The organism is Rhodovarius sp. (assembly GCF_040399605.1).
Lineage (GTDB): Bacteria > Pseudomonadota > Alphaproteobacteria > Acetobacterales > Acetobacteraceae > Rhodovarius > Rhodovarius crocodyli_A.
Window position 1 is genome coordinate 1 of sequence record NZ_JBBARU010000087.1, and the last position, 12603, is coordinate 12603.

General features: G+C 68.2%; 15 protein-coding genes and 1 pseudogene. 8 read left to right on the top strand and 8 right to left on the bottom strand.

Going from position 1 to position 12603, the window contains the following annotated elements; genetic code table 11:
- The 3 genes from ABWP84_RS16205 to tpiA all read right to left on the bottom strand — a co-directional run.
- On the bottom strand, positions 1-1114 hold a 1114-nt coding region (locus ABWP84_RS16205), incomplete at its 3' end, for a gamma-glutamyltransferase (protein ID WP_353213073.1).
- A gap of 85 nt (positions 1115-1199) precedes the next feature.
- Positions 1200-1511, bottom strand: a complete 312-nt coding sequence (gene secG / locus ABWP84_RS16210) for a preprotein translocase subunit SecG (protein WP_353213074.1) — start codon at positions 1509-1511, stop codon at positions 1200-1202.
- 9 nt (positions 1512-1520) lie between these two features.
- Positions 1521-2279 (bottom strand): triose-phosphate isomerase, encoded by a 759-nt coding sequence (gene tpiA, locus ABWP84_RS16215; RefSeq protein WP_408904284.1) that lies wholly within the window; start codon positions 2277-2279, stop codon positions 1521-1523.
- Between the two features lie 112 nt (positions 2280-2391).
- Here tpiA and ABWP84_RS16220 point away from each other — a divergent pair, with 112 nt between their 5' ends.
- Both ABWP84_RS16220 and trpE read left to right on the top strand, forming a co-directional pair.
- Entirely contained in the window at positions 2392-4284 is a 1893-nt protein-coding gene (locus ABWP84_RS16220) for a SurA N-terminal domain-containing protein (protein WP_353213075.1), read from the top strand.
- A complete protein-coding gene (trpE, locus tag ABWP84_RS16225; RefSeq protein WP_353213076.1) occupies positions 4281-5717 on the top strand; it encodes an anthranilate synthase component I in 1437 nt (478 codons plus the stop codon). Before ABWP84_RS16220 ends, trpE begins: the two co-directional genes overlap by 4 nt.
- A gap of 63 nt (positions 5718-5780) precedes the next feature.
- Here trpE and ABWP84_RS16230 read toward each other — a convergent pair.
- The 4 genes and pseudogenes from ABWP84_RS16230 to ABWP84_RS16245 form a co-directional block, all read right to left on the bottom strand.
- Positions 5781-5870, bottom strand: a pseudogene (locus tag ABWP84_RS16230) (multicopper oxidase domain-containing protein); the annotation flags it as partial.
- Positions 5871-6428: a hypothetical protein gene (locus tag ABWP84_RS16235; protein ID WP_353213077.1), complete on the bottom strand. Its 558-nt coding sequence runs from the start codon at positions 6426-6428 to the stop codon at positions 5871-5873.
- Between the two features lie 50 nt (positions 6429-6478).
- Positions 6479-7078, bottom strand: a complete 600-nt coding sequence (locus ABWP84_RS16240) for a thioredoxin domain-containing protein (RefSeq protein ID WP_353213078.1) — start codon at positions 7076-7078, stop codon at positions 6479-6481.
- Positions 7079-7101: 23 nt separating this feature from the next.
- Positions 7102-7581: a DUF721 domain-containing protein gene (locus ABWP84_RS16245; RefSeq protein WP_353213079.1), complete on the bottom strand. Its 480-nt coding sequence runs from the start codon at positions 7579-7581 to the stop codon at positions 7102-7104.
- Between ABWP84_RS16245 and ABWP84_RS16250 the strand changes: the two genes are divergently transcribed.
- From ABWP84_RS16250 to ABWP84_RS16275, 6 genes are all read left to right on the top strand, one after another.
- A complete protein-coding gene (locus ABWP84_RS16250; RefSeq protein ID WP_353213080.1) occupies positions 7571-8596 on the top strand; it encodes an NUDIX domain-containing protein in 1026 nt (341 codons plus the stop codon). The genes ABWP84_RS16245 and ABWP84_RS16250 overlap by 11 nt on opposite strands.
- Before the next feature lie 53 nt (positions 8597-8649).
- On the top strand, positions 8650-9234 hold the full coding sequence (locus ABWP84_RS16255) for a RecX family transcriptional regulator (protein ID WP_353213081.1): 585 nt from the start codon (positions 8650-8652) through the stop codon (positions 9232-9234).
- Complete coding sequence (locus ABWP84_RS16260) at positions 9231-9938, top strand: AzlC family ABC transporter permease (RefSeq protein ID WP_353213082.1); 708 nt, start codon at positions 9231-9233, stop codon at positions 9936-9938. Before ABWP84_RS16255 ends, ABWP84_RS16260 begins: the two co-directional genes overlap by 4 nt.
- Entirely contained in the window at positions 9935-10231 is a 297-nt protein-coding gene (locus ABWP84_RS16265) for an AzlD domain-containing protein (RefSeq protein ID WP_353213083.1), read from the top strand. The genes ABWP84_RS16260 and ABWP84_RS16265 overlap by 4 nt, the downstream gene beginning before the upstream one ends.
- 21 nt (positions 10232-10252) lie before the next feature.
- Positions 10253-11368 (top strand): site-specific DNA-methyltransferase, encoded by a 1116-nt coding sequence (locus ABWP84_RS16270; protein WP_353213084.1) that lies wholly within the window; start codon positions 10253-10255, stop codon positions 11366-11368.
- 104 nt (positions 11369-11472) lie between these two features.
- Positions 11473-11955 carry a GNAT family N-acetyltransferase gene (locus ABWP84_RS16275; protein WP_353213085.1) on the top strand — a complete coding sequence of 161 codons (483 nt, stop codon included), beginning with the start codon at positions 11473-11475 and terminating at the stop codon, positions 11953-11955.
- 8 nt (positions 11956-11963) lie between these two features.
- On the opposite strand, the gene ABWP84_RS16280 is transcribed toward ABWP84_RS16275, so the two are convergent.
- The gene (locus ABWP84_RS16280; RefSeq protein WP_353213086.1) at positions 11964-12509 is read right to left on the bottom strand and encodes a hypothetical protein; all 546 of its coding nucleotides are present in this window, start codon (positions 12507-12509) and stop codon (positions 11964-11966) included.
- Positions 12510-12603 lie beyond the last annotated feature (94 nt).

Consider the following 12603-nt stretch of genomic DNA (forward strand, 5'->3'; position numbering starts at 1 on the left):
GGGTGGCGCGGGGCGGTGCCATAAGGGGATTGCCATGGCGGATTTCGGCAATGCCACGCCCGGCCTGCAAAGCCTGGGCGCGCAGCAGCAGATAGGCAGGGTCAAGCAGACCCCCGACTGGCACGGGCAAATCAGCCGGGTCGGCCAGAAAGCGGTTGCGGTCGGCGAAGGCCAGCCTTCCGGCATCGCCCAGCAGCATCGCAGCCTCGGCACTGCCGGAAGGCAATTGGCCAATGGCGGTGTGCTCCAGTAGCCCCAGGATCTGCAGCACCACGAGCCCTCCCGAAGGCGGCGGCGGCACGCAAATCGTCCATTGCCGATAGGGCCGGCAGAGTGGCTCGCGGCGCAGCGGCTCATAACCGGCGAGGTCATCGGCGGTCATCAGCCCGGCATTGGGGTGGCTGCGGATCACCATCGCGATCTCCGCGGCGATGGGGCCGCGATGCAGCGCATCCGCCCCCTGCTCTGCCACCGCGCGCAAGGTGGCGGCCAGGGCCGGGTTGCGCAGAATGCTACCCGGCGGCAGGGCAGCGCCATCGGGCTGAAAATAGAGCGCTGCCAGCCGCGGGTCGCGCCGCAAATTGGCAGCGGAGAGCTCGATCGCCCGCGACAACCGTTCAGAGACGGCAAAACCCTGTTCGGCCAGGGTGATAGCGGGCTGCATGAGTTGCGACCAAGCCAGCGCGCCATGTTGCCGATGCGCCGCCTCCAGCATGCGCAGCACCCCAGGCACCCCCACGCTGCGGCCGCCCACCACCGCCGCGGCAAAGGGCATGGGCTGGCCATTTTGCATGAAGAGGTCACCACGCGCAGCCGCAGGCGCCGTCTCCCGCCCATCCCAGGCCTGGGTCACGCCGCGCTGGCCATCGTGATGCAGCAGGAAGGCGCCGCCGCCAATGCCGGAGGATTGCGGCTCCACCAGTGTGAGCACGGCCTGGATGGCAATGGCGGCATCCACCGCCGTGCCGCCGGCGCGCAGCATCGCCATCCCCGCCTCGCTGGCCAAAGGATGTGGGGCGACCACCATCTGCCGCCGCGCTGCATCGCTCGCCACCGGCTGAGCCAGAGCCGGGCAAGAGAGCAGCAGCCACAGAACAAAAAACCGCGAATTCATGCCAAAGCTATGAAAAGACAAGGCGCCGCTAGGTGCAAGCTTTTCCAACCGCAGGACACCCATGGAGCCCTGCCGGCCCACGCGCTCAGTTCGTTGCCGGTGCGGGGCTAGCCGGTACGGCGGGTGCGGCGGCGGGGGCCGGCACATCCAGAATCGAGCGCCGCTCAACCGCGCCGCGATCCAGCACCGCCATCAGCAGCGACAGCACAAAGAACGCCGTGGCCAGGATGGCCGTGGCCCGGGTGAGCAAATTGGCGGTGCCGCGCCCGCCCATGAAACTGCCCATGCCACCGCTGGAGCCGATGCCAAGACCGCCGCCCTCGCTGCGCTGAACCAGCACCAACCCAATGAGGGCCAGCGTGACGAAGATATGAAGGACGAGCAGAACGGTTGACATGCAGGCGGTTTATCCCGCCGGCACCGCCCGGGCAATGGCCAGGAAATCCTCGGCCACCAGCGAGGCACCGCCCACCAGCGCGCCATCCACATCCGGCAGCGCCAGAAGCCCCGCCGCATTGCCCGGTTTGACCGAACCGCCATAGAGCAACCTGGTGGCGCGCCCGCCATCGCCATGGGCCTGCACCACGGTGTTGCGGATCATCCCATGCATCGCAGCCACCTCCGCCTCGCTGGGGGTGCGGCCGGTGCCAATCGCCCAAACCGGCTCATAGGCCACAATGCCGCCGGCAGTGGCAAAGCCGGGCGGCAGGCTGTCCAGCAATTGCCGCGCCACCACCGCCTCGGCTTGGTCGGCATCGCGCTCCGCCTCGGTCTCACCCACGCAAACCACCGGCACCAGCCCCGCCGCCAGCGCCGCCTCACATTTGCGCCGCACCATGGCGCTGGTTTCGCCATGGTCGCTGCGCCGCTCGGAATGGCCGAGAATCACATGGCTGGCTCCCACATCGCGCAGCATGGCAGCCGCGATATCGCCGGTATGGGCGCCGGAGGCCGCATGGTGGCAATCCTGCCCACCCAACGCGATGGTACTGCCCAGCAGCGCCGCAGCCACAGGCTGGAAATGCAAAAATGGCGGGCAGACAAGCAATTCAGGCGTGGCCGACATGGCCGCGCTGCGCAGCGCCTCGGCCAGGCGCAGCGCGCTGGCCAGGGTTCCGTTCATCTTCCAGTTGCCGGCAATGAGCGGCCTTATCCCAGGTGTCATGGCAATCTCCCGTCGGCTCTGTCTTAGAGAACCGCTGACCGTTTCGATAGTTATGCAGGCGCATGCGCAGAGGATGTTTGGCAAGCGCGCGCCGCTCCGCTATCCCGCTGTGATGTTGACCTCCCTCCGCGCTTTGGCGAGCACCTGGTTTGCCAAGGTGCTTTTCCTTCTCCTGATCCTCTCCTTCGCCGCCTGGGGGATCGAGGATATGCTTCGCAACTTCGGCCGCGACACTGCGGTAGCGCGCGTCGATGGCAAACCCATCGAGCAGGATGAGGCGTCAGAGGCGCTGCGGCGCGAATTGCAACGCATCAACCGCGCCACCGAAGGCCGCTTCCAGCCCGATGCCCGGATTCGCGCCGCCCTCGCCCAGCAGGCGGTGGAAGCCCTGGTGACGGATCGTGTTCTGGCGCGCGAAATCACCCGCATGGGCGTGGTGGTGCCCGATGCCGCGGTGCGCGACTATATTTTCGCCATCCCGGGCTTTCAGGGCGCCGATGGCCGCTTCTCCCGCCTGATCTTCGACAATTTCCTGCTCAGCAACGACCTCAACGAGCCGCGATTCCTCAGCCTGCTGCGCACCGATCTCGCAAGGCAGCAATTGACCAATGCGGTGCGCGCCGGCGCGATGACCCCCGCCCTGCTGGCCGAGAGGCTGCTGGGCTGGCAGCTTGAAAACCGCAGCGTGACCCTCGTGGAATTGCGCATCGCCGATGCACCCGAGCCAGAACCGCCCTCCGCCGCCCAACTCGAACGTTTTCATGAGAACAATGCCGACCGCTTCTCGGCCCCTGAATTCCGCGAGGTCAACCTCGCCCTGATGAATGCCGCCCTGCTGGTGCCGCAAATGGAGGTGAGCGAGAGCGAGATCGAGGATAGCTACGCCGCCCATCGCAGCCGTTATGAAACCGCCGAGCGGCGGGGCTTGGAACAGGTGCTCGTGCCCAGCCAGGAGGTGGCCAGCGCCATAGCCGCCGCCTGGGCGGGTGGCGCCGATACCGCCGCCATCACCACCCAGGCCGAGGCCGCTTCCGGCCAGTTCAGCAATCTTGGCATGCTAGACCGCGCCGGATTGCCGCTGCCGACATTGACCGAGGCCGGCTTCGCTTTGGCCCTGGGTGGCGTCTCGGCGCCGGTGGGAACGCCCTTTGGCTGGCATGTGCTGCGCGCCGCCAGCATCGAAGCCGGGGCAACGCGGCCCATTGAGGCGGTGCGTGAAAAATTGCGGCTGGAAATCGCGGCCGAAAAAGCCGCCGATACCGCCTTCGAGCGCAGCGCCGCTATCCAGGATGCGCTGGCCAGCGGCGCCGCCCTGGCCGAGATTGCCGAGCGCCAGGGCATGCGCTTCCTCGCCATTCGCATCGATGCCCAGGGGCGCGATGGCGATGGCCGCGAGGTGGCCCTGCCCATACCTCCAGCCGCCCGCCCAGCCCTGCTGCGGGAGGTTTTCCAAACCGCCCAGGGTGCCGCCCCCCGGCTGAGCGAGGGCGAGTTCGGCTTTGCCGCGGTAGAATTGCGCGGCGTGACGCCCGCGGCGCTGCGGCCGCTGGAGAGCATCCGCGCCCAGGTGAGCGAGGCCTTCCTCGCCGATGCCCGCCGCCGCTTCCAGGAGCAGCGGGCCGCCGCCATCCTCGCCGCCACCCGCGCCGGCAAGCCGCTCGCCGAAGCGGTGGCCGAGGCCGGGGCACAGATCGAGGAGCTCGGCCCCTTCGGCCGCGAGGCCGGCGGCGGCAACCCCATCCCGCGCGAATTGCTGCCGCCGATCTTCGAATTGCGGCTGAATGAGGTGACCATGATCCCCGCCCCCCTGAGCTTCGCCGTGGTGCAATTGACCGCCATCAGCCGCCCCGGCCTGGAAGGTCAGGAGGCGGCGCTGACCACGCTGCGCAACGAAACCGCCACCGCCCTGGCCGGCGATCTGGAGGCGCAATTCGGCGCCGCGCTGCGCGCCCGCTCCGATGTGCGCTTCAACCTGCGCCTGATGAACGCGCTTTCCGCCGAATGAGCCCGAAACTCCTCTGGCGTGAGCGGGTGAGCGACCTGGAAACCCCGGTCGGCGCCTATCTGAAACTGGCGGAAGGCCGGCCGAACTCCTTCCTGCTGGAAAGCGTGGAGGGTGGTGCTGCACGCGGGCGCTATTCCGCCATCGGCATGGCGCCCGACCTGATCTGGCGCGCCCGCGGCGGCGTGGCCGAGGTGAACCGCCACGCCCTCGCCGCGCCGCATGCCTTCGAGCCTGATCCCCGCCCGGTGATGGAAAGCCTGGCCGCGCATATCGATGCCGTGCGCATGGCCCTGCCGCCTGGCCTGCCCAGCATCGCCGCCGGCCTCTTCGGCTATCTCGGCTACGACATGGTGCGGCATATGGAGCGCCTGCCGCAGACCAAGCCCGATGTGCTGGGCATTCCTGATGCGGTGATGATGCGCCCCACCATCATGGCGGTATTCGACCATGTGCGTGATGCGCTGATCCTGGCCACCCCGGTCTGGGATGGTGATGACGCGGCCGGCGAGGCCCGGCTGGATGAGGCGGAAGCGGCGCTGGAGCGCCCCCTGCCCCGCCCTGCCCCGGCGGCCAGCCTGCCCGCCCCGGGCGAGCCCGCCTCCAATTTCACCAAAGCCGGCTATATCGCCGCCGTGGAAAAGGCCAAGGATTATATCCGCGCCGGCGACGTGTTTCAGGTGGTGCCGAGCCAGCGGTTTTCGGTGCCCTTCGCCCTGCCATCCTTCGCGCTCTATCGCGCGCTGCGGCGGATCAACCCAGCACCCTATCTGTTCCATTTCGATTTCGGCGGCTTTGCCGCGGTGGGTGCGAGCCCGGAAATCCTGGTGCAGTTGAAGGAAGGCCGGGTCACCATCCGTCCCCTCGCCGGCACCCGCCCGCGCGGCGCCACGCCCGAGGAGGATAAGCGGCTGGAGGCTGAACTCCTGGCTGACCCGAAAGAGCGCGCCGAGCACCTCATGCTGCTCGATCTTGGCCGCAATGATGTGGGCCGTGTCGCGGCGCTGCGCAGCGTGCGCGTCACCCATTCCTTCCGGGTCGAGCGCTATTCGCATGTCATGCACATCGCCTCCGAGGTGCAGGGCACCTTGCGGGAGGGGCTCTCAGCGCTGGATGCGCTGGCCGGCGGCTTCCCTGCCGGCACGCTCACCGGTGCGCCAAAACTCCGCGCGATGGAAATCATCGAGGAGCTGGAGCCCTCGCGCCGTGGCATCTATTCCGGCGGCTTTGGCTATTTTGGCTGTGATGGCGGCATGGATACCTGCATCGGCCTGCGCACCGCGCTGGTGAAGGATGGTGTGCTCTATGCCCAGGCCGGCGCCGGCGTGGTGGCCGATAGCGACCCCGAGGCGGAATACGAGGAAACCCGGGCCAAGGCCCGCGCCCTGTTCCGCGCCGCCGAGGAAGCCGTGCGCTTCGCCGCCATCAGGCGGTGATGCGCCACGGCTCGGCGGGGATGCCTCCCCTGCACTTGGCGGCGCCATGCCCGGCAGCACCATGATGGCCGCCATCATGCCCTTATGCTCATGCTCCAAAATATGGCTGTGGACGGGGTAGAGCCCCTCCTGCTCGGCGGCAAAGAAGGGGATTTAGAGGGTGGTTGTGCCCTCCACCCGCGCGCCCGCCGCATGTGGCAGGGTGGCGGGCAGCGCTATGCGATAATCGGCGCGCGGCATGGCTTGCCCCTCAAGCCTGCCGCCGAGCGCGAAAAGCGAGAAATCGCCCAGGTCACAGGGCGGGGCATTGCGCTCGGCGGTATAGAGGCCATTGGTGTGTAGGTTCACAGCATTGCGGGCGTGGGCGGCCGCCTCGTCCTCGCTCTGTGCCAGCGCAGCCGAGACATCGATCAGCCCATTGCGCAGCGTGATCTCGGTGGCGGCACCGGGGTCCATGCGCAGCAGACAGGGCGCGTAGCGATCCTCCCCCTCCCCGCCCTCGCCATAACCGGCCAAGGGCATCGAATAGGGCCCCACATCAGGGCTATCGCTTTGCCGCAGCACCAGCCCATAGACGCGCCCGGCGCCGCAGCCCACAGCCGGCTGCGCGCTGGCCTGCAATGGCCTGGGCTCGCGCAGCTCCGCCGCGCCCAGGGCCTGGGCGGCCAGGCATCCGACAATCAAGGCGGTTCGCAGCAGCAGCAGCATCATCACCCCCATGCGTTGGGACGCAATTGGGGGCTGTTTCGCCAGAGTTTATATTAAGCCCGGCCGCCGCGCTCCACCTGGCTCTTGAACTCGCTGAACGACATGCCACCCGTCACCAGCCGCGCACCAAAGACGAAGCTCGGCGTTGCGCGGATCTGATAGCGGCTCTGCGCTGCAACCCGGGCCTCGAGAATGCCACGGCTCAGCGCCTCATCGGCGATGGTGCGGTCAAACTCCGCCCGGTTCATGCCCGCCAGCGCGGCCAGCCCGGCCAATTCCTCGATCTGCCGGCCTTGGGCGAAGGCCCAGCGATTCTGCGTCTGGAACAGGGTCGAGATGAAGGCCTCATAGCGCAGCGCCGGCAAGGCGCGGGCCACCATGGCGGCGCGCAGGCCGATATCATCGAGTGGGAAATCAATGAAGACCATGCGGATTCGCCCGGTCTCCACCAATTCACGCTTCACCTGCGGCCAGGTGCCGGTGTGGAAGGTGGCGCAATGGCTGCAGGTCAGCGAGAAGAATTCGCTCACCACCAGCGGGGCTTCGGCCGGGCCGACAGAACGCTCGGCAAGGCGCGGGTCAGGGCTGGTCTGCGCCAGGGCCACGGGGCTGGCCAGCAGCGAAAGGCCAAGGATGCGGCGGGTGACAGGCATGGAAATCTTCCTTCGCAAGGCCATCAGGGTGTCTTTCGATAGACGCCCTGGGCCAGCTTGGCCAGCGCCTCGCGCAATGGGCCCTCGGGCATGCCATCCAGTTTTTCCAGCAGGGACGCGGGCAGCACCACCGGGGTCATGGGTGGTTTGACCGGCGGCGGCGGCGCTGTCTTGGCCTGCACGAAGCGCAATTTCGTCACCGCCACCCGGCCCAGCCCGGCATTGATGCGCGCCATCACCTGCGGTGCGAGCATGGTCAGTTCCATGGCGACAGGCCCGGCACAGGCAATTGTGAGCGTGCCGCGCTCCAGCGCCCGTGGCGTGGTGCGTGCGGCCAGCCCCGGCCCCACGAGGTTTTCCCATTCCGCCATCACCTGCGCGCCACCAGGATGCAGCCGGCGCAGCACCGGGCGGGTGAGCGGCGCCATCAGGCTGCCCAATGGCCTCAGCGCCCCATAGCCCTTTCGGGCCTCTGCCGTGTATCCAGGCTTGGTGTCCGCCACGCATCCCCCCGCAGCCCTGCTGCTCGATTGGTACGCCCGCCAGAAAAGAACCCTGCCCTGGCGGCGCGAGGCTGATCCATACTGCATTTGGCTATCCGAGGTCATGCTGCAACAGACGACGGTGGCGGCGGTGGCGCCACGCTATGCCAGGTTCCTGGCGCGCTTCCCCGATGTCGCGGCGCTGGCGGCGGCACAATGGGAGGATGTGGCGGCGGAATGGGCAGGCCTCGGCTATTACGCCCGGGCGCGGAACCTGCATGCCGCCGCGCGGGCTGTGGCCGCCGCGGGCGGTTTCCCGCGCCATGCCGAGGGGCTGCGGGCGCTGCCCGGCATTGGCGCCTATACCGCAGCCGCCATCGCCGCCATTGCCTATGGCGAGCCCCTGGTGCCGGCGGACGGCAATGTGGAGCGCGTGGCTGCGCGGCTCTTCGCCCTCACCGAGCCGCTGCCCGGCGCCAAGGCAGAACTGGCCCGGCTGGCACAGGGTTTCATGGCGCAGCCTGCCGCCGCCGCCGCCCCGGGTGATTTCGCCCAGGCGCTATTCGACCTCGGGGCCACCATCTGCACCCCGAAAAACCCAACCTGCGCCCTCTGCCCCTGGATGGCAGGCTGCGCCGCGCGCCAGCAGGGCATTGCCGCCGAATTGCCGCGCAAGGCGCCCAAGCGGGCGCGCGGACTGCTGCACGGCACCCATTTCCTGCTGCGCGACGCCATGGGCCGGGTGGGCGTGCGCAGCCGCCCAGCCAGCGGATTGTTCGGCGGCATGCTGGAACTGCCCGGCACGCCCTGGCGCGACAGCCCCTGGCCCGAGGCCGAGGCCATGGCCCATGCCCCCCTCGCCGGCGTGAATTGGCGAAGGGTGGAGGGCGAGGCCCGCCACCAACTCACCCATCGTGACCTTGTGCTGCAGCTTTATGCCGGACAGGTGCGGGTGCTGCCGGAGCACCTCGCCCCGCTTAGCGCCGAGCGCGACCTGCCCAGCGCCATGCGCAAGCTGCTGAGGTTGGGCGGGTGAGCCATGCGCCGGCATCATGGGCGACACCGGGCCGGCTGTGGCATGAGGGAGTGATGGGCTTTTCCCCCAAACCAAAACGCCCGGCCGGCAAGCCGCCCAGCGAGGGCCGGCTGCGCGAGGCTGCGATCGCGCATCTGGCGAAATTCGCCTCGACAGAGGCGGGGCTTGCGCGCGTGCTGGCCAATCGCGTCCGCCGCTGGGCCCGCGCGGCCGAGGCGGAGGGCCAGGACACCGAGGCCGGACTGCACGAGGGCTTGGCCGCCGCCCGCCGCGTCGCCGCCGCCATGGTCGCCGCCGGTGCAGTGGATGATGCCGGCTTCGCCGCCGCCAGGGCGCGACGGCTGGCGCGCTCTGGCCGCTCGCGCCGCGCCATGGCCGCCCATCTCGCCGCCAAGGGGATTGATCCCGAATACGCCCAGGCGGCCATCGCCCAAGCCCCGGCCGAGGCAGATGCCGCGCTGGCGCTGTGCCGCAAGCGCCGCATCGGCCCCTTCACCCGCGAGGCGGCAGACCCCACGCTGCGGCTGAAATGGCTGGGCGTGCTGGCCCGCGCCGGTTTTTCCCGCGAGGTGGCCGAGGCCGCGCTGCAGGCCGACCCCGGCGAGGCTGAATCCCGCCTGATCGCGCTCAAGCAATGAGCGCCTCCTCACCCGTCACCTTCACCTGGGGCGGCTTCTATGAAGGGTTTCGGCTGGTGCTGCCCCTGCTGCCCAGCTTCGCGCCCTTTGGCATGGTGGTGGGGGTGCTCTCGGCCGGTGAGGGGCTGTCGCTGCTGGAGGCGGGGGTGATGAGCGCCATGGTCTTCGCCGGCACCTCGCAGCTGGTGGCGCTGGGCGCCTGGGGCTCGCCCGTGCCGGTGCTGGCGGTGACGCTGGCGGTCTTCGTGATCAATATGCGGATGGCACCGATGTCCGCCGCCCTCGCCCCCTGGTTCAACGGGCTGCAGGGCTGGCGGCTCTGGGCCAGCCTCTTCACCGTGACGGATCATTCCTTCGCCCTCTCGGTCAATGAAATGCGCCGCGGCAAGCGCGATGCGGCGCTGCTGCTGGGGCTTGGGGTGCCCAGTTGGCTGTCCTGGGTCGCCATGGTCTGCCTGGGGCATGTTTTGGCGGGGGTGGTGACGCTGCGGCCGGGCCATCCGCTGCTCTTTGCCGGCCTCGCGACGATGTGCGCGCTGCTGGTCACGTTATGGCGCGGGCGGGGCGATATGCTGCCCTGGGGGGTGGCGGGCGCGGTGGGGCTGACGGTGCAGGCGATGGGGCTGGGCCAACCCTGGCCGGTGCTGGCGGGCGCGCTGATCGGCAGTGCCGCCGGCGCCTGGCGCGACCGCTCCCGCGCATGAACCTGCGCCCCGATGTCCTGCTCGCCATCTTCTGCATGGCGCTGGCCACCTATGCCGCCCGCGCTGGCGGCTATGCCGTGCTGCGCCTGTGGCGGCCGCCGCGCTTTGTCGAGGCGATGCTGACCCATATGCCAGGCTGCATTTTTGTCAGTTTCATCCTGCCCTCGGTGGCGGCTGGCGGCCCATGGCATGTGCTGGCTGCCGGCGTGGCGGTGGTGATGATGGTCTTCACCCGGATGCTCACCGCCTCACTTCTGGCCGGGGTGGGAGCGCTTTGGTTCATACTTGGTTGACGGCGGACTCCTCAAGGATTCATGGTGCTTTGGCGAATCGGAGCATGGGCCTTGGGCGTGGAGCTGGAATTGCCGCTGGATGCGGTGCTGGAGGGCGATTGCGTGGCAGCGCTGCGGCGCCTGCCGCCCGCCTCAGTCCATGCCATCTTCGCCGACCCGCCCTATAATCTGCAATTGAAGGGTGACCTGCACCGGCCGGACCATTCTTTGGTCGATGCGGTGGATGATGCATGGGACCAATTCGCCGATTTCGCCGCCTATGACGCCTTCACCCGGGAATGGCTGAGCGAATGCCGCCGGGTGCTGCGGCGCGATGGCACGATCTGGGTGATGGGGGCCTATCACAATGTCTTTCGCCTGGGCGTGGCGTTGCAGGATCTGGGCTTTTGGGTGCTGAACGACGTGGTCTGGCGCAAGGCCAACCCGATGCCGAATTTCCGCGGCCGCCGCTTCACCAATGCGCATGAAACCCTGATCTGGGCAGCGCGCGGCCCCGAGAGCAAGCACCGCTTCAACTACCAGCAGATGAAGGCGCTGAACGATGATGTGCAAATGCGCAGCGACTGGTTCATCCCGCTCTGCACCGGCCATGAGCGACTGCGCGATGCCGAAGGGCGCAAGCTGCACCCCACCCAAAAACCCGAAGCGCTGCTGCACCGGGTGATTTTGGCCTGCACCGCGCCGGGCGAGGTCATCCTGGATCCTTTCTTGGGCAGCGGCACCACAGCCGCGGTGGCCCGCCGCCTGGGCCGGCATTTCATCGGCATCGAGCGCGACCCCAGCTATGCCGAGGCGGCGCGGGCGCGCATCGCCACCATTGAACCATTGAGCGAAAGTGCCGCCCTGGTGGCGCCGACCAAGCGCGAACAACCCCGCCTGCCCTTCGGCTCGCTGGTCGCCAATGCCACGATCCCGCCCGGCAGCGTCCTGACCGACCGGCAGCGCCGGTGGCGAGCAATTGTTGGCGCCGATGGCTCGCTTAGCTGCGGCCGCGTGCAGGGCAGCATCCATGCCGTGGGGGCGGCCGTGCAGGAGGCGCCCTCCTGCAATGGCTGGGTGTTCTGGCATGTCGAACAAAAGGATGGCGGACTGCGGCTGCTCGACCTGTATCGGGCCGAGGCACTGGCAGCGTCATGAGCGCAAGCCTGTGGCTGATCGCCGGGCCGGAGGAGGGCGGCAAGACCAGTTATGCACGGCGCTGACAGCATCATGAAGCATCACGGCCAAAGGGGGCGCCAGCCATGAGCGGCTTGCGGATGGAACACCAATGGCGGCCCGGCGCGGTGGGCGATATCGCCGCCCTGCATGGCCGGCATTATGCCCAGAGCCATGGCATGGGCGTGGGCTTTGAGGGCCGGGTTGCGGGCGCGCTCGGCGCTTTCCTGGAGAGTATGGACGCGCGCAGCCTCTTCCGCTGCGTGGTGAATGATGAGGGCCAGGTGGTGGGCAGCATCGTCATCGATGGCAGCCAGACGCCGCTCGCCCAGCTTCGCTGGTTCATCCTCGCCCCATCCCTGCGCGGCCAGGGCTGGGGAAGGCGGCTGATTGAGGCCGCCATGGCGCATGCCCAGCGTTTCCCCGGTGCCTATCTCTACACGATGGATGGGCTGGATGCTGCGATCCATCTCTACCGCGCCTTTGGCTTCAGCGAGACCGCGCGGGTGGCCGATGCGCAGTGGAACACGCCCATCACCAATATCCGGATGGAATGGCATCGGCCTTAAGCGGCCAATCACCTACCGAAAAAATAGCCCCGCGGCACCACAAAGGTCAGGTTGAGGCCAAATTCCCATACCGCCCGCTGCGGCCCGCCGGGCAGCGCGTAATGGGTGATGAGGCCACCAATCTGCACCGCACGGTCATCGCTGAAGGTGAGGACACGGCTCAGGGTCAGGGAAACAGGCACGGTCCAGCGTGAGCGCCCGCTCCCCTCCCAGTCGTAATCAGCCTCGCCATTCACGCCAGCGCTCCAGCCATCGCCCAGGCCAACCGAGATTTGGCTGCGCAATGCCGTCAAGGTGGTGCGGGTTTGGCCGGTGGGGCCGCCCAGGGTCCATCCTTGGGTGAGTTTCAAACTGGCCGAGATCACGTCATCCTGATAGCCAACGGCAAGGACAGGCCTTGCGGCCCAATTGCGAGCCCCCAGCCCCGCACGGGTGGCCGAGGGAAACTGGGTGACCACACCCGCACCAACAAACACATTGTCGCGCGGCGGAGCCACCAGAACAGCAGCGATATTTGCGTCACCCAAGCCCCAATATTCGCGGGAATTCTGCATGATGGTCGTCGGCAATACGGTGTTGGTGACGATTGCCCAGGCGGATTCAACATCCATAGCGAACACCATCGCCGTTCTGTGTCTCGCTCCCGCC

Bases quoted from the DNA above. Each gene is read 5' to 3' on its own strand.
- ABWP84_RS16280 (WP_353213086.1), bottom strand. From the start codon at position 12,509: ATGCAGAATTCCCGCGAATATTGGGGCTTGGGTGACGCAAATATCGCT.
- ABWP84_RS16270 (WP_353213084.1), top strand. From the start codon at position 10,253: ATGGTGCTTTGGCGAATCGGAGCATGGGCCTTGGGCGTGGAGCTGGAA.
- ABWP84_RS16275 (WP_353213085.1), top strand. From the start codon at position 11,473: ATGAGCGGCTTGCGGATGGAACACCAATGGCGGCCCGGCGCGGTGGGC.
- ABWP84_RS16240 (WP_353213078.1), bottom strand. From the start codon at position 7,078: ATGCCTGTCACCCGCCGCATCCTTGGCCTTTCGCTGCTGGCCAGCCCC.
- ABWP84_RS16255 (WP_353213081.1), top strand. From the start codon at position 8,650: ATGGGCTTTTCCCCCAAACCAAAACGCCCGGCCGGCAAGCCGCCCAGC.
- ABWP84_RS16235 (WP_353213077.1), bottom strand. From the start codon at position 6,428: ATGATGCTGCTGCTGCTGCGAACCGCCTTGATTGTCGGATGCCTGGCC.
- ABWP84_RS16265 (WP_353213083.1), top strand. From the start codon at position 9,935: ATGAACCTGCGCCCCGATGTCCTGCTCGCCATCTTCTGCATGGCGCTG.
- trpE (WP_353213076.1), top strand. From the start codon at position 4,281: ATGAGCCCGAAACTCCTCTGGCGTGAGCGGGTGAGCGACCTGGAAACC.
- ABWP84_RS16260 (WP_353213082.1), top strand. From the start codon at position 9,231: ATGAGCGCCTCCTCACCCGTCACCTTCACCTGGGGCGGCTTCTATGAA.
- ABWP84_RS16220 (WP_353213075.1), top strand. From the start codon at position 2,392: ATGTTGACCTCCCTCCGCGCTTTGGCGAGCACCTGGTTTGCCAAGGTG.
- tpiA (WP_408904284.1), bottom strand. From the start codon at position 2,279: ATGACACCTGGGATAAGGCCGCTCATTGCCGGCAACTGGAAGATGAAC.
- secG (WP_353213074.1), bottom strand. From the start codon at position 1,511: ATGTCAACCGTTCTGCTCGTCCTTCATATCTTCGTCACGCTGGCCCTC.